Origin of the sequence: Streptomyces sp. NBC_00029, assembly GCF_045160505.1 — a bacterium.
In the GTDB taxonomy this organism is placed as follows: domain Bacteria; phylum Actinomycetota; class Actinomycetes; order Streptomycetales; family Streptomycetaceae; genus Streptomyces.
The window spans coordinates 8,721,886-8,739,888 of record NZ_CP108292.1 but is presented as its reverse complement, the minus strand read 5'-3'; the positions used below and the strand labels follow the sequence as shown (position 1 = coordinate 8,739,888).

Here is an 18,003-nt window from a genome sequence, read left to right as displayed (position 1 = left end):
GGCCGGCCGGGGCCGCGCAGGACCCGGCCGAACGCGGCCGGACGAGTGATCGCAAACGTCCGCGGCCGGCGGGTTCGGGCAGGCTCCCGTCCATGAAGGCGGGGTGCCGCCCGCGCAGCTGGTGGGTGACCGGGTCCGGTCGCCGAGATCCGGTGCACGACCGGCCGGCAGATCTGCCCCGGGGGGCCTGGCCACGTCCCCCTCGGTGACGCGGGCGCCGCCCGGTGTGCCGGTCCGGATGTCCTGCCCCGTAGACGGCTCAGCCCTGGCCCCGGCGCCGGGACAGGCGGCCGGCTCCGGTGCCAGGGCTCTGCGGCGGGTTCAGGGGCGGGGTTCAGGGGCGCCCGTCCGTGACCACGACCAGCCTCAGCCGGGCCCCTCCGTCCCTGCCCACGGGACCACCGTAGGGGCCCGGTCAAGGCAAGCCGAAATGCCGTGGAACCCACCTGCGTGGCGTGGAATGATCTTCGGCGACTGCTGACAAAAGGGAAGGCTGACAACGTGTACGTACCGTCATCTGCACGAGCTCTCAATGATGACGAGCGTGAGCTCGTGGAGCTGGCACGCCGCACCATAGACGCGCATACCGACGCCGGGCCCGACGAAGACGGGATCCACACGATGGGTGCCGCGGTCATGGCCGCCGACTACCGGATGTTCGCTGGCGTGAACCTCTACCACTTCACCGGCGGACCCTGTGCCGAACTCGTGGCTCTGGGAGCCGCACGAGCCCAGGGCGCCCGCCAGATGCGCTGCATCGTTGCCGTGGGAAACCACGGGCGCGGCGTCATCGGCCCGTGCGGGCGCGATCGGCAGGTCTTCGTGGACTACTACCCCACCATGCGCGTCATCGTGCCCACGCCCGCGGGCCCCAGGTCCGTTCTCGCCGCCGACTTGATGCCGCTGACTCAGCGATGGACCCCGGAAGGCATGAACGGTCTCGACCCGTCGCTCTACCAAGATCCCGAGACGGCCGGTCCCCCGATCATCCGGTTCAACCCCCGCTACCTTGAAGACGTCCGCTCGGGCGCCAAGACCAAGACCATCCGCTTCCGGGACCCGGCCCAGCTCGGGCCGGCACGGCTGGTGTTCGAAAGCGACCCCGAAGTCGTCCTGCCGGCCGAGGTGACCGGCATCAGGCACTGCCTGGTCAGCGACCTCACCAACCAGGACGCCCAAGCCGGGGGGCTGACAACCGCAACCGAACTCCGGGAAGGCCTCAAGGGCCACTACCCGGATCTGGCGGGAACCGACGAAGTCGACGTCATCACCTTCCAGATCAACGACAAGACAGGCACCTCCTAGACCGCGGAGGCACCAGCGACGACCGGGCTGCAAGGTGACGACGAGCAGGTCTCCTCCGACACCCGCACCAAACGGCCCGAGCTTCCTTCGCTCTCTTGCGGACCCTCGTCCTCGCCCAGCCGTCATGACCGTCACGAAATGTCCGCCACAGCCTTGGAAACGGCCAGGGACGCTCCGCTCCTCGCATCACTCGCTCCGGTGTTCAGCGAAGTGGGGAGTTTCAAGAAGCGTGGCCCGGGGCGTCGGCTTGGGTTTCCTGCTCGTGGAGTGTGCGGGACGTGTCGAGACGTCGAGACGGAAGGTATCCGGCTCCGGGTGGCCCATGCGCCGGTGTCGGCCGATGTCGGACAGGAGCCGGGTCCCGCGCCGGATCGTCGCTGCCTGGGGCAAAGGGATGTCGTCGGCCACAAGTCGTTGGACGGTGGCGAGGGAAGGCGGGGTTTTGCGGGGGACAACGACGACGCAGGCGATCTCATGGCCGTCGGCGTCGGGTACGCCGACGATGGCGGCTTCGGCGACCTGCGGGTGGTTGGCCGGTTCTCCTTCCACCACGTACGAGACGTTCACCGATCCCTGTCTCTGCGCTGCCATCGTCTACCGTCTCACTTTGGGCGGCACGATCGCCGAAATCGGCACCGACTCCCTCCCTACCCGCTCGCCTCCACCCGGGCGCGAGCCGAGGAACCCGCCAAGGCCGACTGACCGCCCGGGGCGCTACTCGACGGTCAAACTGGGGCTCGAGTTCACCTTCGATCCGGAGAAGTTCACTGACGCCGCCGGTGACGCGGCCGACGCGGTCGGCGACGCCGCCGGCGATTTCAAGGACTGGCTGCTCGACTGATGCGCGTTTCCGTGGAAGGAGGGCCCGAGATGCCCACGACACTGCCGGTGCCGATCGAATTCCGCCTGCCGGAGGGCTGGTTCGTCGCTGCCCCTCCGGACGGGGCGCCTCGGACGTGGCGTTCGCCGCGGTGCATCCGCAGGCGGACGCCGGGTTCAACGCCAACATCACCATCGACGGCGGATTCTTGAAGGACTCGGTGACGCTCGTCGAGGTCGCCGACGCCTCGGCGGAGCGCCTGCGCGAGGTCGCCGAGCCGGTCGTGGTGGTCCAGCGCCACGAGGTCGGCTCCGCCGACGCACCTGCTCTGACCCAGCGGCTGAGCTTCTCGGCCGTCGCCGGCGACGCCCGGCGGAACCTCGTCCAGTCCCAGGTCTATCTGGCCGTCCTGGACACCGAGGACCCGCACAGGCGGGCAATGATCCGGCTGGCTCTGACCGCCACCGAGGCCCAGCACGACAGCGTCCTGGGCGAGTTCCAGGACTTCGTGCGCACGGTGCGCTCGGACTCCAGGGCGGGGGTCTGACGATGGGCCGCCTCTGGGACAAGTGGACCGGCACCAAGTACCCCGACAGCGGTGTCGCCTCCCTGCCCGCCATGGAGCTCCGGGAAGCACTGCTCGCGCTCAACAGCCGGAACGTACCGTTCATCGTGCGCCATGCCCTGCCCAAGGAGAAGGCCGACCTGGTGGCGGAGTGCAAGATCCCGAAGGCGAAGCTGACGCTCAAGACCCGCATGCGCCTGGTGCCGGCGAAGTGCGAGGTGCTCGTCCTGGAGGAGCGGTGGGAGCCGTCGCACGACTCCGGTCAGCAGTACGGCCGTGGGGGCTTCAAGGTGTACCGGCAGTGGGAGTACCGGCGTGGTGCCGACGGCCGTCGGCACAAGGTCGAGACGCTGCGCTTCGACACACGGGATGTGAGGGATCCACTGCGCACCATGGTCCTCAACGCGGGATGGACCTGGCGCGGAGTGCTGTTCCGGTACTGACCGGCCGGTCCGGCCGTGTCATAGCCCTTGTCCACCGTGGAACCGATCCTCCCAGGGTTCCGGGACCGCGGCCTCGCCTCTGGGTTCACCCTGCTCGGGACCCGGTTCGCGTACCCGCCGGGTCGACAGGCAGGGCACTCCAGCACGCGGTGGGCCGTGTCGCCCGGCTTTCCGGGTCGTGCGTCTGGTGGTCGCGGCGGGGCGGTGCGGTGCGGTGCGTACAGGAAATCGACCACTTCACGCCCCCGCCGCACAACTTAAGGATCAAGGCAGGGCCTGCTCCGGGCTCGGATCATGTGGGGGCGTGAGCGCGCTGCCGCGTCGGCGGGGTCAGTTGGGCAGCTGTACGTTCCAGGTGCGGTTGCCCGCCGCGTGGTGGTTGACCTGCACGGCCTCCTCCGGGTTCGCCGCGTCGAAGGCGGACGTGACGCGGTGCACCATCTCGTCGCTCTCCCAGAACGGCTCGGCCTTGGTGAAGCGTCCGCCCTGCTTCTTGCGGACCTTCCAGCGGAACCGGACGGTGTAGTCGACGAGGAAGTAGCCGGCCGACATGCGTGTGGTGGTGGAGAAGCCGGGGTTGTCGACGAAGGTGATCCGGTCGGCGGCGTTGACGATGTTGCCGTCCTCATCGTTGTACGGGGGGCGGAAGGGGCCGTCCACGCCCCAGGCGCGGCGGGGGGCCTTCTTGGGCTGGTAGTTCACCGACGTCGGAACGATCTGGCGGCTTTCGTCGGAGACCTCCTGCCAGAAGTCGTACGCGTCTGCCGCGGGCGTCTGCATCCCGTCCGCGCGGCGCAGCGTTGCCGTCTGTTCGAAGCCGATGTTGTTGTTGCCGTTCAGCGACTGCTCCTCGTCTCCGTCGTAGCGGGAGGTGAAGACAAGGGTCGGATTGCCGATCTCTTCCTCGGCCCTCTGTTCCTTGCCCTTCACCGAGGGTGTCGCGCCGGCCTTGCCGCTGCGGGTGGCCCGGGTGGCCGCTCCTGCCTCGGTCTTCTGCTGGTTGGCCGGGGGGCTGTCGCCGCGCTCGACGACCTCGTCCTGGGTGCGCTTTTTGCCGCGCGTACCGGGAGCGGCGTGCGGCACCTTGGACCCGGCCGGGCCCTGCGCGATCATCCGCCCGAGTGTCGCGTTGCCCACCGAGCGCTGCATGGCCGCGGCCATGGCCGGATTGACCGGTCGGAGTCCCGGCGCGACCCGCTGGCCCCTGTCTGGATCCGGTGCGCGTCGGTTCGCCTTCGTCGCGGCCTCGGCCTCTTCCCGATCCTTGCGCAATGGCACGGCGCCCACTCCCCGCGGTTAGACAGTCTGCCCAAAGGACGCTACTGGTACGGCCAGGGGCACAGGAGAGGCACAACGCCACTGCTGGGGGCAGCATGAATGCCCGCGAGGGACAACCGACCGGGATGAGACAGGAGCACGTCGCCTTCTGCCCCACCGGCAAGTCCATCCGGCTCGGCGGCACGTGACTCGGCATGGCGAAGGGCCTGCGCCCGTCGAGGCGGCGGCCTTTCGACAACCCTGTCCTCGTTCGCTCTACGGGGCGGTGAACTCCACGTCGGGGCCGCCGCAGCCGGCCCGCGATGCCGAGCAGCCGCTCGTGCTCCGCTTCGTCGGCCGCGAGGCCCCGGCGGAGCCTGGTCGCGGTCCACTCGGCGCCGTACCGGCACAGCGCGACCGCGGACGGCGCCGGCCACACCCCGCGACCAACCGCCCCGGACCGGAAGGTGGCGGCCGGGCAGAACGCGGGCACGGGGACGTGATCACGCGGGGGTGCTTGTGGAAAGCAGGGAACCGTCTGGCCGGCCTGTACCGGCTGGTCGAGCGCATCGGCCGGGGCGGCATGGGCGAGGTCTGGCAGGGCCTGGACGAGGAACTCCAGCGCCCCGTAGCGGTGAAGGTCCTGCGCGAGGACATCGACAGCACCCAGGCCGTGGCCCGCTTCCGCCGGGAAGCCACCATCGGGGCGAGGCTGCGGCACGCCGGGATCACCACGGTGCATGACGTCGGGCGTGATGTCGGCCGGCTGTTCATGGTGAGGGAGTTCCTGGAGGGCCACGACCTGGCCGAGCTGCTGGCCCGGTGCGCGAGCGGGGCGAGGCCGGCGCACGGTGAGGCCGCGGCTTGCGCAGGTCCGCGATGGAGCGGGCACTCCATCGGCGAGAGTCGATCCCGGCCAATCGACCGGAGCGCGCCCGGTCACCGAGCGAAGAGCACGGCCCCGCTCGCGCCGGCCTGCCGCCGCCCCGGACCGATACGGGACGGCCCTCAGGCCTCCAGATACCGCAGCACCGCGAGGATCCGTGGGCTGTGGCCCTCGGTCCCGCGCAGCTCCAGCTTGTCGAAGACCGAGTTGAGGTGCTTCTCCACCGCGCTCAGCGAAAGGTGCAGCCGCCGCGCGATGGCCGTGTTCGTGCACCCCTCCGCGAGCACCTGGAGCACCTCCCGCTCGCGCGGGGTCAGCCGGGCCAGCGGATCGGCGTGCGCGCTGCGCACCACCAGCTGCCGTACGACCTCCGGGTCGATCGCCGCGCCGCCCGCGTGGATCCGCTCCAGCGCGTCGAGGAACTCCTCGACCTGCGCCACCCGATCCTTCAGCAGATAGCCGACCCGCTCCGCGCCGGCCGCGAGCAGCCGGGCCGCGTAGCTCCGCTCGACGTGCTGGGAGAGGACCAGGACGCCGGTCCCGGGCAGCCCTTCGCGGATCTCGACGGCCGCCCGTAGCCCCTCGTCGGTGTGGGTCGGCGGCATCCGGATGTCCACGACGGCCACGTCGGGGCGGAGCCTCTCCGTCTCGGCGACCAGCGTCACCGCGTCGCCGAACGCCCCGACGACCTCGTGCCCCTCTTCCACCAGGAGTCGGGCCAGGCCCTCCCGCAGCAGGGTCGAGTCCTCGGCCAGGATCACACGCACGGCAGCTCCGCGACGATGGTGGTGGGGCCCCCGAGGGGGCTGTCGATCCGCAGGACGCCGTCGAGCGCGCAGACCCGTCCGCGCAGCCCGGTCAGGCCGCTGCCCGCCGGATCCGCGCCGCCCCGGCCGTCGTCCTCGATCCGCACGGTGAGCGGGCCGCCGGGCGGCCCCGCGACCCGCACCGAGACGGCCGAGGCGGCGGAGTGCTTGGCCGCGTTGGTGACGGCCTCGGAGACGACGAAGTACGCGGCTGTCACCACCGGGCGTGGGAGCGGCGCCGCCACCTCGTACGAGATCCGCAGCGGCAGCCCGCACCGCTGCGCCACCCCGCCGAGCGCCTCCTCCAGGCCGAGGCTGTCCAGCGCCGACGGGTACACCCGCCAGGCCACCTCGCGCAGTTCGGCCAGCACCTCCTGGGCCTCCCGGTGCGCCTGGCCCAGCAGCTGCGCCGCCCGCTCCGGATCCCGCCCACCGCCCCGGCGTGCCCGCCCGATGAGCATCGCGAGCGCCACGAGCCGCTGCTGCACCCCGTCGTGGAGGTCGCGCTCGATCCGCCGCCGCTCCACATCCACGGCCCGCACGACGGCGGCCCTGCTGACCGAGAGCTCGTCGATCCGGCGCCGCAGCAGCTCCCGCTCGGACGGCCCGAAGCACTCCCGGGCCAGCCGGGCGTCGAGCGCGGTCAGCGCGAACAGTCCCTGGAGGCCGAGGAACAGCAGGACGCCCCCGAGGACCAGCTGCGTCAGCAGCTCCGCGGTCCCGATGGTCCCGCGCACCACCCCGCCTGCCAGCAGTCCCGCAAGCACCAGGCCAAAGCCGAGCAGCGCCAGGACGACCCCGCACATGAGCCCCGACCAGGACCGGACCGCCAGATGGCGGACCACGCCCTCGCCCCCGTACGTCTCAGGGAACCGGTCGCCGAAGAAGCAGGTCCGCCGCCTGCGCTCCACCTCCACGAGCCGCCGGGCGCCGGAGCCGTAGACCCCGAGGGCGTACGGCCGCGTTCGCGGCCACAGCAGGAAGGCGCCGAGCGGCACCCCGGCGAGCAGCAGGTACAGCAGGCCGGCCGGCGCCGTCAGGCATCCGGCGAGCACCCCCACCGTCCGCCGGACCGCCGACCGCGTTCTCGCGCCGCCCCGTTCGCCCCCGCTCACGCCCTCACCCTATGCGCGCCGGTGGCGGGCGGCCGCCCCGCGGGCCCGGAGCCGTACCGTCAGCCAGGTCGCGCCGGCCGCGAGGACCAGGACGACGACGGCCTTGGAGGCCACGCCCACGTACGACTCGACCAGTTCCCAACGGTCTCCGAGGGCGTAGCCGGCGAGGACCAGGACGCTGTTCCAGGCCAGGCTGCCCACGGTGGTGAGCAGGAGGAAGAGCGGGACCGGCATCCGCTCCACCCCGGCCGGCACCGAGATCAGGCTGCGGAAGATCGGCACCATCCGGCCCAGGAGCACCGCCTTCGCGCCGTGCCGCCGGAACCACGCCTCGGTCCGCTCCAGGTCCGAGAGCTTCACCAGTGGCAGTCGCGCCCACAGCGCGTGCATCCGCTCCCGGCCGAAGAGCGCCCCGAACCCGTACAGGGCCAGCGCGCCCACCACCGAACCCAGCGTCGTCCAGAACAGGGCGGAGGTGAGGCTCAGCACGCCCTGCCCGGCGGCGAAGCCGGTCAGCGGCAGGATCACCTCGCTCGGCAGCGGCGGGAACAGATTCTCCAGGGCGATGGCGAGGCCCGCGCCCGGCCCGCCGAGCGTGTCGACGAGGCCGGCCGCCCAGCCGGCGATGCCGCCGGCCGGCTCCTGGGCGAGAGTGGTCGAGAACGGCGTCATGAGCCCTCCAGGTCTCAGGGGAAGGTCCCCCGGCGGACCCGCCGGACGACCCTCCCCAACCTAGGAAGCGCAGCTCACGGCCGGTATGCGCGTTCCCGCCCGGCGCCCCTGCGGAAAACCGCAGGGGCGCGACGGGGCGCCGCGAGCTGTCGGCCTGCCGGCGTGGACACCGCGTGGCGGTCGGCTGCTGTGGCCGACCGCCGCCCAGACATACCTCCGACGCCGCTGTGCGGCCCGGAGCCCGGCCATCGTGAACGGTTCATGCGCCTGACCGCAGGATCCGCGCGCGAGCTGCGCGCAGCGCAGGCCGCCGCCCGCGTGCCACTCCAGCACCGGGGTGACCTCGCCCCCGTGCTCGGGGCACCACAGGGTAGGAGCCCGGCGTGAGCGCGCCCTGCTCCCACCGGGAGGCGTACTCCCGCGTCAGGGCAGTCCCGTACCGGGCGTTGACCTGATCGGACAACCTGTCCTGTGACCCGATCAGCGGCGGCCGGTGGCCAGGATGACGAGGAACTGGCCACCGCCCGCCTGGATGTCGGCGGTCACCGGCATTCCCGGTACCAGTCGGGAGAACCGGTCCACCAGCCAATCCGCCGCCTCTTGGGCGTCCTTCCTGGTCGGGCAACGGCCCACCATCTCGCGGCCACCCTTGCGCTCCAGCCTCTCGGCGACGGCGATCAGCGGTGCGGGTTCGACTACATACAGGCGCTCCGGCCAGGCGATGACCACCTTGACCGCACCCTTGCGGGTGTTGCACCCGCGGTGCGCGAGCCGCTCGGCCACCTTGGCCTTCCGGTCGGCGGTCCGGCTGTCGACGCTGGGCCCCCGCGGGTCGTTCACCGACTCGTCGGGGTCGACCGGTTCGTCACACACCCAGCACCGCCAGCCGTCGCGCTCGGCCACATCATCAAGGAGACTCATCCGAGCAAACTAGCCTGCCCGGCCGCCACCCGCGCACCAGGACCCCGGCAGGGCCTCAACACCGGCCGGCCCCGCCGTCCGCTCACCCGGCGGCCTCAGCCGGCCCGGCCCCTCCTTGTACGGAAACGGGGGGCGGTCGGCTACCAGCTCTGCCACGTCGGGGCGGGGTAGCGGGGTGCACGCCGCTTGCGGGCTTCGAGCCCGAGAAACGCGGCTCCCGAGGCGAGGGTCGCGAGGAACGACACCAACATGGCCAGCGGCAGCAGGACGTTGGCGGGTTCCCCCAGTCCGAGCCACAGCGCCGCCGCACCCATCGCCAGGACCACCAGCAACAAGACCCTCGCGGTGAGCGGCAGCTTGCCGCTCACCGCGACGAAGACATACCCGACGAGCAGACCCGGCGCGACGGCCACTATCAGGCCCAGGAACAAGAAAACGAGCAAGGCGATGATCATGTCGTGCCGACCTCCGGATCTCATGGCCAACTCGTGCCGAAGGCAGACGGATTCACGTCAGCCGCCGGTCCGGCAGGCCCTTGCGGAGCTCATGCTGTCAGATTTTCTGAACACGTTCAATGCGGCTCGTGGACGGCGTCCTCGAAGCCGCGGATCCGGGCGCTCTCGCCGGCCTTCGGCCGCTCGGCGTCCGCCGGCGGCGGGGTGGTCACAGGACAATCCCCCGCCGACGGAGGCGGCCGGACCACCACGAACGCAGGGGCGGCTCCACGTTCGTCGCGTATCGCACGACCAGTTCCGGACCATGCCCGCAGGCTTGGACGCGCGCCCGCCGGGCGCGTGATTCCCCAAAGGGGGCCCGCCGCCCGCGGCCTCGCCCCTTGGGGCGAGGAAGTCTTCCCCGCCCCAAGGGGCCCGCGGGCCGACGCCTGACGCCGTGGTGTGACCGGGATACGTGCCAGAGGGGCAATGGGATGATCTTGAAGCCCTGAGCCCGGCCCCGTATTCCAGAGGGACACCCACGCTGTTCCGCCAGCGGCAGAACACCGGACGGACCGGACTCGATGATCACTACGGTCCAGTCTCATGACGACGATTACGACGCGCACGGTCGAGTACCCGGCGGACGGTTTGACGATGACCGGGCACCTCGCGCTCCCGGCCGGTGTCGACCGCCGGCCCGCGGTGCTGCTCGGACCAGAGGGCATGGGGCTCAGCGACGTCGAGCGGCGCCGGGCCGATGCTCTCGCCGAGCTGGGATACGTAGCACTGGCCTTCGATCTTCACGGCGGGCGCTATTTGGGCGACCCCGAGGAGATGCTGGCCCGTTGCCTGCCGCTGCTCGCTGATCCCGACCGGATGCGGGGCATCGGCCATGCGGCGCTCGACGTGCTGCGCACCGAACCGCGGACCGACCCCGACCGGATCGCCGCCGTCGGTTACGGCACCGGGGGCGCCATCGGGCTGGAACTCGGGCGCGGCGGCGTCAGCCTGCGCGCGATCGGGACAGTCAACGCGCTGACCACGGGCCGGCCCGGCGAGGCGGCGCGCATCCGCTGCCCGGTGTGGGCCGGGGTCGGGTCGGAAGACCCGATCATGCCGCCCGCGCAACGGGACGCGTTCACCGCCGAGATGCAGGCCGCGGGCATCGACTGGCGCCTCACGGTCTACGGCGGCGCCCTGCACGCCTTCCACCACCCGCCGGTCGACCACCCCACGGTCCCCGGCGTCGGCCACCACCCACAGCACGCACAACGAGCCTGGCGCGACGTCGTCGGCCTGCTCGCCGAATGCCTGCCCGTGACGGAGGATCTGGGGGCATGACCCAGGCAGACAGTCCGGTGCCAGGCATGGTCCGCGTCGGGCACCGACAGGGCGCGTGGTCAGGGCTGGTCCGGGCCTCGCCCCGACCCGGCGGCGGGGGGGGGCCGGGCGGAGCGGTTTCCCAGCCGGTGCCCTTCTGCCGCTCGCAGGCCTAGGCCCAGGCCAGCACCAGCGTCCTGCTGAATTCAACCGGCCCGCGTGTTGGCCGGCTCAGAAATCACCGCAGCAGGCTTCACCATGACGGCCACACAGCGGTCAGTGGGACTCCGAACCGTATCCACGACAGGCCCTCGCCCCCGGAGACGTCCGTCCAGTCCTCCAGCCACTCCCTGGCCTTGGCCGGGTCCGTAGTCATGGGGCACAGGGTCCACGGGGCGGCCGGTGCGCGGGCCGCGAAAGGACCTCCAGGCGTCGGCGGCGCTCAACGTAGGGCAGGGGCAGCAGCTCGATGCCGTCGATCGCGCCTTCCCTTCCGGATCCTGTCGGCCGAGCCGGCGGCGATCCCCGGGCCGCCCGGCGGGCCGTACACTCGGCCCATGGGTCGCACACGTTCCTCGAGGCAGTGCCTGCAGCAGGCCGCCTTCGGGATGCGCCCGGCCGCCGGGGTTGCGGCCCTCGTCGACCCGGCCGGCACGGCCCTCGCCGTGGCGCCCAAGACGCGCCGTACGGCCCTGCACGGCCACGGCTAGCGCTTCGCGCCTGCGCCCTCCCCCGCTCCACATCACCACAGCAGCTTCCCGGCATGCCGCCGGCGCTGCCGCCTGGCTACGGCCGCACGCCCGGGCCCGAGCCCCCTCGAAGGGATCATTGTGAAGCTGAGCGCATTGCTGGCCGAGCAGGAGCACCACGTTCTCCAGGGTGATCCGGACACGACGCTGATCACCGCGGGAACCACCTTCGACGCCGACCGGGTGATGCCGGGCTCGCTCTTCATCGCCGTACCCGGGCACCGGGAAGGCGGCCCCGGCGCCGTCTCGCCCGCGCTGGCCCGGGGCGCCGCCGCCGTGCTCGTCGACGGCCGTGAACCCGACCTGCCGGCCGCGGCATGGCCCCCAGGCACCTGTACCGTCCGGGTACCCGACACGCGTACGGCCGCCGCGGTGGTGAGCTCCCGCTACTTCGGCGAGCCTGGGCGGCACATGGACATGGTGGCGATCACCGGCACCAACGGGAAGACCTCCATCTCGTACATGGTCGAGTCCGTTCTGCGGATCGCCGAGGGCTCCAGCGTGGGGGTGATCGGAACCGCCGGAAGCAGGATCGGCGACGAGCCGATCCCCATGCCGCCATCGGTGCTGACCACACCGGAATCTCCCGACCTGCAGTACCTGCTGGGGTACATGCGCGACCGCGGGGCCGCCGGCGTGGTGCTGGAAGCCACCTCGATGGCACTGCTGACGCACCGGGTCGACCGGACGTTCATCGACGTCGGGGTCTTCACCAACCTCACGCAGGACCATCTGGACGACCACGGGACGATGGCGAACTACCGGGACGCCAAGCTGCGGCTCTTCCAGGGCCTGTGCCGGCGTGCGGTGGTCAATGCCGACGACCCGGTGGGCGCGGGCATCGTGTCGATGATGCCGGGGGCGGTGACCACGTACGCCCTGGACCGTCCGGCCGACTACCGGGCCACCGACCTCGTGGTGACTGCCTCGGGCACGCGGTTCACCCTCCATCACGACGGACGCGCCTACCCGGCCTCGATTCCCGTCCCCGGCCGCTTCTCGGTGGCCAATGCGCTGGCCACCGTGGCGGCCTGCCACGTGCTGGGGCACGAGCTGGGCGCCCTGGTCGACGCGCTCGACCGCATGCCGCCGGTCCCGGGCCGGCTGGAACGCTTCCGGACCCCGCTGGGCACGTCGGTGATCGTGGACTATGCCCACTCGCCGGACTCCCTGGACAAGGTCCTCACCACCATCAGGGGCTTCGCCCGCGCCCGGGTGATCACGGTCTTCGGCTGCGGCGGGGACCGCGACACCTCCAAGCGGGTCGAGATGGGCCGGATCGCCGGGACCCATTCCGACCTCTGCGTCCTGACCTCGGACAACCCCCGCAACGAGGACCCCGAGGCCATCCTGGACCAGGTGGCCCCCGGCCTCACGGCGACCGGCACCCCCTTCCGGCGCTATACCGACCGCCGCCGGGCAATCGCCTTCGCCCTGTCCGAGGCGGGCCCCGACGACACGGTCCTGATCGCCGGCAAGGGCAGCGAACCGCACCAGATCGTCGGCGAAAAGCTGCTCCCCTTCAGCGACATGGCCACGGTGCGCGAGCTGGCCCAGATCTAAGGGGCCGACCTCCAGCCCTGCGCGTGGAGACGTGCGAATCCCTCGAGGAGGAGGTCCAGCGCGAATTCGAACTCGAACCCGTCGTCGCAGCCCGTGCCGATGACGGAACCCCGGTCGTGGGCCACCGACCGGGCCAGTTCGGTGACGTGGGGGTAGCGCCGGGCCATCTCCTCGTACGCGGCCGCCTGCGCCCGCTCGTCCTGCGGTGCGGTGCTCGCCGGGTCGTCGAACAGCTCCTCGGTGAAGCCCAGCACCCGGCTGCCGAGGGCGTGCATCACGTGGTGGGTGAGGTCGAGGGAGAAGCCGCCGGCCCGGAACATCGCGATCACGGAGTCCAGGTAGGCGAGTACGGCCGGGGTCGGGCCGGTGCGTGAACGGATCACCTGGGCCGCCCAGGTATGGGCGAGGAGGGCGCCGCGCGCGCCGAGGATCCGCCCGCGGACCGCGCTCTTCCAGTCGGATCCGGGGGCCCGGCCCCCGATCCCGGCGACGACGACCTCCACCATGCCGTCCAGCAACTCCTCCTTGTTGGCCACGTGCTTGTAGAGCGCCATCGGTACGACGCCCAGCTCCTGGGCGAGCCGGCGCATGCTCAGCGCCTCGATGCCGGAGCCGTCGGCGAAGGCGACGGCGGCGCGCAGCACCCGGTCCCGGCTCAAGGGGATCCGGCGTGGTTCCTGCGGCTGCTCGGGCATGTGGGCTTCTCCCTCGATCCGTTCCCGGGACGGCGGCGCGGGTGCATCCCGCCTTGACGAGTGTACGGCGTACACCTAGGGTGGGCGGCAGCTGCAAGGTGTACGCCGTACACCTTTTGAGGGGGGTCTGTTCCGCATGAGCTCAACCAGGAGAACCGCGGTCGTCGCGGGAGTGCTGTTCCTCGTCACCGAGGTCGCCGCGATCGGTGGCCTCGCGCTCTACCGCCCCGTCCTGCACGACGCCGGGTATGTCATAGGACCCGGCGCCGACACCCGCGTGTTCCTGGGGGCGTTGTGCGAATTCGTACTCGTCCTGGCGGTCACGGGCACCGGGGCCGTGCTGTATCCCGTCCTGCGGAAACGGAACGGAGGGGCCGCCGTCGGCTACGTCTGCGGCCGCCTGCTGGAGGCCGCCGTCATCGTCATGGGCATCATCGGCGTGCTGTCGGTCGTGACCCTCAGGAGGCAGGCCGAGGGCGCGGCGGGCGCCGACGACGCTTCCCTGGTCACGGTCGGCCGTGCTCTGGTGGCCTTTCACGACTGGACGTTCCTGTTCGGTCCGAACTTCGTGCTGGGCGCCAACACCCTGGTGCTGGCGGCCCTGATGTACAGCGCGCGGCTCGTGCCGCGGTACATCGCGGCCCTCGGGCTGGTCGGCGGGGCGATGATCTGCGCCTCGGCGACGGCCGTGCTGTTCGGGATCTACGAGCAGGTCTCGGTGGCGGGGTCGCTGGCCGCCCTGCCCGTGTTCGCCTGGGAGGTGACCCTGGCCGTCCGGCTGCTCCGCAAGGGCTTCGACGAAGGCGCCGACGAACGCGCCGACACTTTCGCCGACGCACGCGTTGGCGAAGGTGCCCGCATCGGGTGACCGCTCTCAGGACATCCGGGCCACGTTCCACAGCGGCAGGCTCCGGAAGGCCGGCGAGAACCGCACCGACGGCTGCGACACCCGCCGCGAGGACCTGATCGCCGAAGCCGTCGAACCGCCGGCGGTCGGCCCGCGGTGCACACTGACCGGGCGCGGCCGGTGGTCGTACGACGACGAGCAGACGTCACCTCCGCCACCGCGCCGGACATCGACCACATGGTGCCCCTGGCCGAAGCGCAGGACTCGAAGGAGGCGGAGTCGGGCTGGCCGCATCATTCCGCCGCTTCCGCAGGCTGCGCGGTGCGGTCTGAGAACGGGGGTGTCACTCGCCCAGGTGAGGGGGTGGGGTTCTGGACCTGGGGTGGAGCATCCGGCGCCCGATGTTGCATGAGGTGCAACCGTCGGAGGTGTGGGGTGGGTGTGGCAGATGTGCCGGGTGCGATCCGGCTGGTCCGTGCAGGCAACGTCCGTGCGCTGGACCCGGAGCCCGCCATGTTCGACGCCATGCTGCGCGGGTGGCAGGACCAGCAGCGGAGCCGGCTGCTGGCAACGAAGACGCTCGTGGATCGCGTGAGCCCGGTACGTCGGTTCGGCGAGTTCACGGGCACGTATCCGCAGACTGGACGCCGGAGGACGTCGAGGCGTACTTCTGCGCCGAGCCTCGCTCCTACCAGGTAAAAGGGGTCTGCGACCGATGCGCGGTGCGCGACCGTCTTGGCACGCTGTTCTCCACCGTCCCGGACGACGGCTGCGGTGCGTACGCGCACATGCGGGCAGCTCTGATCGAGTGCCCTGAACCCGGCACCGTCCTGAACTGGCTACGCAACTCCCGCTCCGCGCGTCTGCTCGCCGACCTCATAGCCACGGGCCGGCCGCTCACCCACCTCGACCTTGACGCCACGGCGGGGGACGGCCGGGCCGCCCCGCGAACCGTCGACTACCTGCGCGTCCGAGGCCGCCACCGTCATCGGCCGCCGTCTGGCCGCCCACCACATCCCCGATCGGCCCGCCCGCGCCACCGCCCTCGTCGCCCTGGCCCAGGACCTGCCCCCAGCGGACCTCGGGCCGATGCTCGGCCTCCACCCCGTCACCGCCGCCCACTGGCGACGACGCGCCTCCACCGACTGGACCGGCTTACCTCGAAGCCCGTCCGACCGCCCCGCCGCGCTGACCACCGGTCGAAGCCGCGCCGTACGGCCGGTTTGGGAGGTGTCGCTTGCGGCTACCCCGAGGGAAGCCGCATTTTTTGAGCATGTTCAAATATGCTGAGGTGCGGCCACAGGCCGGACATCCAATCTCTGGGGAGAGGTCGGCGGACATGCGTGGATGGCGGGCGATGGTTCTTGCGGTGACTGGGGTAGTTCTCACAGCGTCTTGCGGGTACGGCGCAGCCATCCACGCGGCGGACATTCCGCAGGAGCAGCTGGTAGGGACGTGGACCAGCCCAGCAGGGACGTCCCTGACCTTCTCGGAGGAACACACCTTCACTGGAACGGGATTCGACAAGGTCAAAGCGATGGCTGACTGCGCCCACCCCGAGAAGCTGTCCAACGGCCGATGGGCCTTCTACGCCAGCCCCGAAGGCGACGGCCTCAACATCCCCGACGCGACCGCCACACACGGCAATGATCTTCGGCTGTCCTTCACCGAGGATCCGACGTGCACGGTTTGGGTCTACCTCTACGGGGACTTCGGCGATACAGAGGATCCCAGCATGTGCCCTACAGAGGACCCGGACGCGGGGTGTCCTCCTGACGGCTACATGAAGCGGAGCGAGGCCGGCACTCGCTCCTGACACCCATCGAAACCGGGGCACTCGCCTGACGATCAATGCCGCAGGGGCATGCTTGCCGGCTCCTTTCGCTCCCTTCGCCCTGTGGGACTGCTCTTCCAGAGACCGCAGCGAGAGAGGACGGTGCAGGGCTCTTCCCCGCGTTCGGCGTGAGCCGACATGCCGCGCATGGCGCAATGAGCCGCTCCGGCCCTATCCCGGGGCACGGTGTGCCGAGGCGGTGACCGGCGTGGGCGGGTACGTACGAGGTGGCGAGGCGGGCCATGGACGAGGCGAGCGTGGACCGGTCGGAGGGTTTCGGTGAGCGGCTGCTCGGCCTGCTGCTGGACCGGGCGCCGCATCTGCCGCCGCAGCTGATCGCCCCTCTGATCGCTGAGGAGGTGGGTAGGTTCGGAGGTCGTGACGTCTCCATCCTGCTCCAGGACTACGCGCAGGAACTGCTGGTGCCGCTTCCGGGCAGGAAGCTGCACGTCAGCCAGCCCCAGCCGGTGATCGACTCTCCCGCCGGCCGGGCCTTCCTGCGCGGGGAGGTTGTCGAGGTGCCGCAAGCCCGCGGCGGCGTGCGGATGTACCTGCCGCTGCTGGACGGCAGTGACACGGTGGGCGTGATGGTCCTCACCCTGGACGATGTCGGCGAGGACGACCGGCGGCTGCTGCGCCGGCTCGCCGGTCTGGTCGCTGATCTGCTGGTCACCAAGAACGCCTACACCGACCAGTTCTTCCTGGCCCGGCGCCGGGAGCCGATGAGCGTGTCCGCGGAGATCCAGTGGGGCCTGCTGCCGCCGCTGACGATGACCGTGCCTCAGGTCGCGGTGGCCGGCATGCTGGAGCCCGCCTACCGCGTCGCCGGTGACAGCTTCGACTACGCCCTCAACGACAACATCCTGCATGTGGCCGTGATCGACGCGATGGGCCATGGCCTGAACGCCGCCGTGATGGCGACCGTCGCGATCGGCGCCTACCGGCATGCCCGGCGCGTGTTCGTCAGCCTGGCCGAGAAGTACACGTACATGGACGACGCGATCTCCGGGCAGTTCGGCCCCGACCACTTCGTCACCGCCCAGCTGATGCACCTGAACATCACCACCGGCGAGCTGGAGCTGGTCAACGCGGGCCACCCCGCGCCCCTGCTCATCCGCGACGGCAAGGTCCTGCGGCAGCTGGACAGCGCGACGACGCTGCCCGTCGGCTTCGGCGGCGAGGAGCCCCGGATCACAGAGCACACCCTCCAGCAGGGCGACCGCGTGCTCTGCTACACCGACGGAATCATCGAAGAACACGTCGCCGGCGGGGAGCAGTTCGGCGAGGAACGCCTCATCCGCTGCGTCAACCGCCTCGGGGAAAACCCGTCGGAGGGGATGCGGGCAGATCTGCGCCGGCTCTCCCACACGCTGAAGAGCGCACGAGGCGGACACACCAGCGACGACGCCACCCTCTTCATGATCGAATGGCGCGGAGGCGCCGCCGGCCACCTCGCGGTTCTCGACTGAACGCCCCCTCCCGGAGCCGCCGCCCTCGCAGCGAACCGGCACGGGCAAGCGGGCCCCCGGGAGCGATACCGGCGCTCATCTCCCCATGGCCACCGCCACCACCGGCATCCGCCTTCGGTGCCGCAGCTCGGCCAGCAGTGCGGGCCGCCGCCCGGTGAGGCGACGGCCCGTGCGGCCCCGTCACGCAGGATCCCCGGCATGGTGCGGGGGACCCGGCGGGTGACGAGGGGTTAGGTCGTCTCTTTCGGATCTTGCTCCCCCAGCTACCGGTGGGAGGTGCCCCCAGGCCCGCGTCGCCC

The 18,003-nt window shown here is 71.4% G+C and carries 18 protein-coding genes and 2 pseudogenes; 11 read left to right on the top strand and 9 right to left on the bottom strand.

Annotated elements, in window-relative coordinates:
- Positions 1–552 precede the first annotated feature (552 nt).
- Positions 553–1,305, top strand: a complete 753-nt coding sequence (locus OG753_RS40255; RefSeq protein WP_405786590.1) for an ASCH domain-containing protein — start codon at positions 553–555, stop codon at positions 1,303–1,305.
- Between the two features lie 186 nt (positions 1,306–1,491).
- Here the strand turns inward: OG753_RS40255 and OG753_RS40250 are convergent, their stop codons facing one another.
- Positions 1,492–1,896, bottom strand: a complete 405-nt coding sequence (locus OG753_RS40250) for an AMP-binding enzyme (protein ID WP_405786591.1) — start codon at positions 1,894–1,896, stop codon at positions 1,492–1,494.
- Here OG753_RS40250 and OG753_RS40245 point away from each other — a divergent pair.
- The 3 genes and pseudogenes from OG753_RS40245 to OG753_RS40235 all read left to right on the top strand — a co-directional run.
- Positions 1,862–2,007 (top strand): annotated as a pseudogene (locus tag OG753_RS40245) (AAA family ATPase); the annotation flags it as partial. The gene OG753_RS40250 and the pseudogene OG753_RS40245 overlap by 35 nt on opposite strands.
- Positions 2,008–2,261: 254 nt before the next feature.
- Positions 2,262–2,672 (top strand): hypothetical protein, encoded by a 411-nt coding sequence (locus tag OG753_RS40240; protein WP_405786592.1) that lies wholly within the window; start codon positions 2,262–2,264, stop codon positions 2,670–2,672.
- A 2-nt stretch (positions 2,673–2,674) separates the two neighbouring features.
- Positions 2,675–3,133, top strand: a complete 459-nt coding sequence (locus OG753_RS40235; protein WP_405786593.1) for a hypothetical protein — start codon at positions 2,675–2,677, stop codon at positions 3,131–3,133.
- A gap of 330 nt (positions 3,134–3,463) precedes the next feature.
- Here OG753_RS40235 and OG753_RS40230 read toward each other — a convergent pair whose 3' ends face one another.
- Positions 3,464–4,294 carry a hypothetical protein gene (locus OG753_RS40230; protein WP_405786594.1) on the bottom strand — a complete coding sequence of 277 codons (831 nt, stop codon included), beginning with the start codon at positions 4,292–4,294 and terminating at the stop codon, positions 3,464–3,466.
- A 301-nt stretch (positions 4,295–4,595) separates the two neighbouring features.
- On the opposite strand from OG753_RS40230, the pseudogene OG753_RS40225 reads away from it, so the two are divergent.
- A pseudogene (locus tag OG753_RS40225) lies at positions 4,596–5,204 on the top strand (protein kinase domain-containing protein); the annotation flags it as partial.
- A 194-nt stretch (positions 5,205–5,398) separates the two neighbouring features.
- Here the strand turns inward: OG753_RS40225 and OG753_RS40220 are convergent.
- From OG753_RS40220 to OG753_RS40200, 5 genes are all read right to left on the bottom strand, one after another.
- Positions 5,399–6,043, bottom strand: coding sequence for a response regulator (locus tag OG753_RS40220; RefSeq protein ID WP_405786595.1), 645 nt, complete (start codon positions 6,041–6,043; stop codon positions 5,399–5,401).
- Positions 6,034–7,197: a sensor histidine kinase gene (locus tag OG753_RS40215; RefSeq protein WP_405786596.1), complete on the bottom strand. Its 1,164-nt coding sequence runs from the start codon at positions 7,195–7,197 to the stop codon at positions 6,034–6,036. Before OG753_RS40215 ends, OG753_RS40220 begins: the two co-directional genes overlap by 10 nt.
- A 9-nt stretch (positions 7,198–7,206) precedes the next feature.
- The gene (locus OG753_RS40210) at positions 7,207–7,869 is read right to left on the bottom strand and encodes a DedA family protein (protein WP_405786597.1); all 663 of its coding nucleotides are present in this window, start codon (positions 7,867–7,869) and stop codon (positions 7,207–7,209) included.
- 480 nt (positions 7,870–8,349) lie between these two features.
- Positions 8,350–8,790 (bottom strand): hypothetical protein, encoded by a 441-nt coding sequence (locus OG753_RS40205; RefSeq protein WP_215140860.1) that lies wholly within the window; start codon positions 8,788–8,790, stop codon positions 8,350–8,352.
- A gap of 140 nt (positions 8,791–8,930) precedes the next feature.
- A complete protein-coding gene (locus tag OG753_RS40200; protein WP_405786598.1) occupies positions 8,931–9,233 on the bottom strand; it encodes a hypothetical protein in 303 nt (100 codons plus the stop codon).
- A gap of 597 nt (positions 9,234–9,830) precedes the next feature.
- Here OG753_RS40200 and OG753_RS40195 point away from each other — a divergent pair.
- Positions 9,831–10,568, top strand: a complete 738-nt coding sequence (locus OG753_RS40195; protein ID WP_405786599.1) for a dienelactone hydrolase family protein — start codon at positions 9,831–9,833, stop codon at positions 10,566–10,568.
- 232 nt (positions 10,569–10,800) lie between these two features.
- On the opposite strand, the gene OG753_RS40190 is transcribed toward OG753_RS40195, so the two are convergent.
- On the bottom strand, positions 10,801–10,923 hold the full coding sequence (locus tag OG753_RS40190) for a hypothetical protein (RefSeq protein ID WP_405786600.1): 123 nt from the start codon (positions 10,921–10,923) through the stop codon (positions 10,801–10,803).
- 181 nt (positions 10,924–11,104) lie between these two features.
- On the opposite strand from OG753_RS40190, the gene OG753_RS40185 reads away from it, so the two are divergent.
- Positions 11,105–11,257, top strand: a complete 153-nt coding sequence (locus tag OG753_RS40185) for a hypothetical protein (RefSeq protein ID WP_327260068.1) — start codon at positions 11,105–11,107, stop codon at positions 11,255–11,257.
- Positions 11,258–11,377: 120 nt separating this feature from the next.
- Entirely contained in the window at positions 11,378–12,859 is a 1,482-nt protein-coding gene (locus OG753_RS40180; RefSeq protein WP_405786601.1) for a UDP-N-acetylmuramoyl-L-alanyl-D-glutamate--2,6-diaminopimelate ligase, read from the top strand.
- Here the strand turns inward: OG753_RS40180 and OG753_RS40175 are convergent.
- Positions 12,856–13,554: a TetR/AcrR family transcriptional regulator C-terminal domain-containing protein gene (locus OG753_RS40175; protein ID WP_405786603.1), complete on the bottom strand. Its 699-nt coding sequence runs from the start codon at positions 13,552–13,554 to the stop codon at positions 12,856–12,858. The two genes, OG753_RS40180 and OG753_RS40175, sit on opposite strands and share 4 nt — an antisense overlap.
- 136 nt (positions 13,555–13,690) lie before the next feature.
- On the opposite strand from OG753_RS40175, the gene OG753_RS40170 reads away from it, so the two are divergent.
- The 3 genes from OG753_RS40170 to OG753_RS40160 all read left to right on the top strand — a co-directional run bounded on the left by OG753_RS40170 (position 13,691) and on the right by OG753_RS40160 (position 17,704).
- The gene (locus OG753_RS40170; protein ID WP_405786604.1) at positions 13,691–14,422 is read left to right on the top strand and encodes a DUF4386 domain-containing protein; all 732 of its coding nucleotides are present in this window, start codon (positions 13,691–13,693) and stop codon (positions 14,420–14,422) included.
- Between the two features lie 1,252 nt (positions 14,423–15,674).
- Positions 15,675–16,217, top strand: a complete 543-nt coding sequence (locus OG753_RS40165; protein WP_405786606.1) for a hypothetical protein — start codon at positions 15,675–15,677, stop codon at positions 16,215–16,217.
- Positions 16,218–16,477: 260 nt separating this feature from the next.
- Positions 16,478–17,704 carry a PP2C family protein-serine/threonine phosphatase gene (locus tag OG753_RS40160; RefSeq protein ID WP_405786607.1) on the top strand — a complete coding sequence of 409 codons (1,227 nt, stop codon included), beginning with the start codon at positions 16,478–16,480 and terminating at the stop codon, positions 17,702–17,704.
- Positions 17,705–18,003: the final 299 nt, after the last annotated feature.

Coding starts and splice junctions, on each gene's coding strand:
- OG753_RS40190 (WP_405786600.1), bottom strand. CDS start 10,923: ATGACTACGGACCCGGCCAAGGCCAGGGAGTGGCTGGAGGACTGGACG.
- OG753_RS40210 (WP_405786597.1), bottom strand. CDS start 7,869: ATGACGCCGTTCTCGACCACTCTCGCCCAGGAGCCGGCCGGCGGCATC.
- OG753_RS40170 (WP_405786604.1), top strand. CDS start 13,691: ATGAGCTCAACCAGGAGAACCGCGGTCGTCGCGGGAGTGCTGTTCCTC.
- OG753_RS40175 (WP_405786603.1), bottom strand. CDS start 13,554: ATGCCCGAGCAGCCGCAGGAACCACGCCGGATCCCCTTGAGCCGGGAC.
- OG753_RS40195 (WP_405786599.1), top strand. CDS start 9,831: ATGACGACGATTACGACGCGCACGGTCGAGTACCCGGCGGACGGTTTG.
- OG753_RS40250 (WP_405786591.1), bottom strand. CDS start 1,896: ATGGCAGCGCAGAGACAGGGATCGGTGAACGTCTCGTACGTGGTGGAA.
- OG753_RS40160 (WP_405786607.1), top strand. CDS start 16,478: ATGGACGAGGCGAGCGTGGACCGGTCGGAGGGTTTCGGTGAGCGGCTG.
- OG753_RS40165 (WP_405786606.1), top strand. CDS start 15,675: ATGTTCAAATATGCTGAGGTGCGGCCACAGGCCGGACATCCAATCTCT.
- OG753_RS40205 (WP_215140860.1), bottom strand. CDS start 8,790: ATGAGTCTCCTTGATGATGTGGCCGAGCGCGACGGCTGGCGGTGCTGG.
- OG753_RS40235 (WP_405786593.1), top strand. CDS start 2,675: ATGGGCCGCCTCTGGGACAAGTGGACCGGCACCAAGTACCCCGACAGC.
- OG753_RS40230 (WP_405786594.1), bottom strand. CDS start 4,294: ATGGCCGCGGCCATGCAGCGCTCGGTGGGCAACGCGACACTCGGGCGG.
- OG753_RS40185 (WP_327260068.1), top strand. CDS start 11,105: ATGGGTCGCACACGTTCCTCGAGGCAGTGCCTGCAGCAGGCCGCCTTC.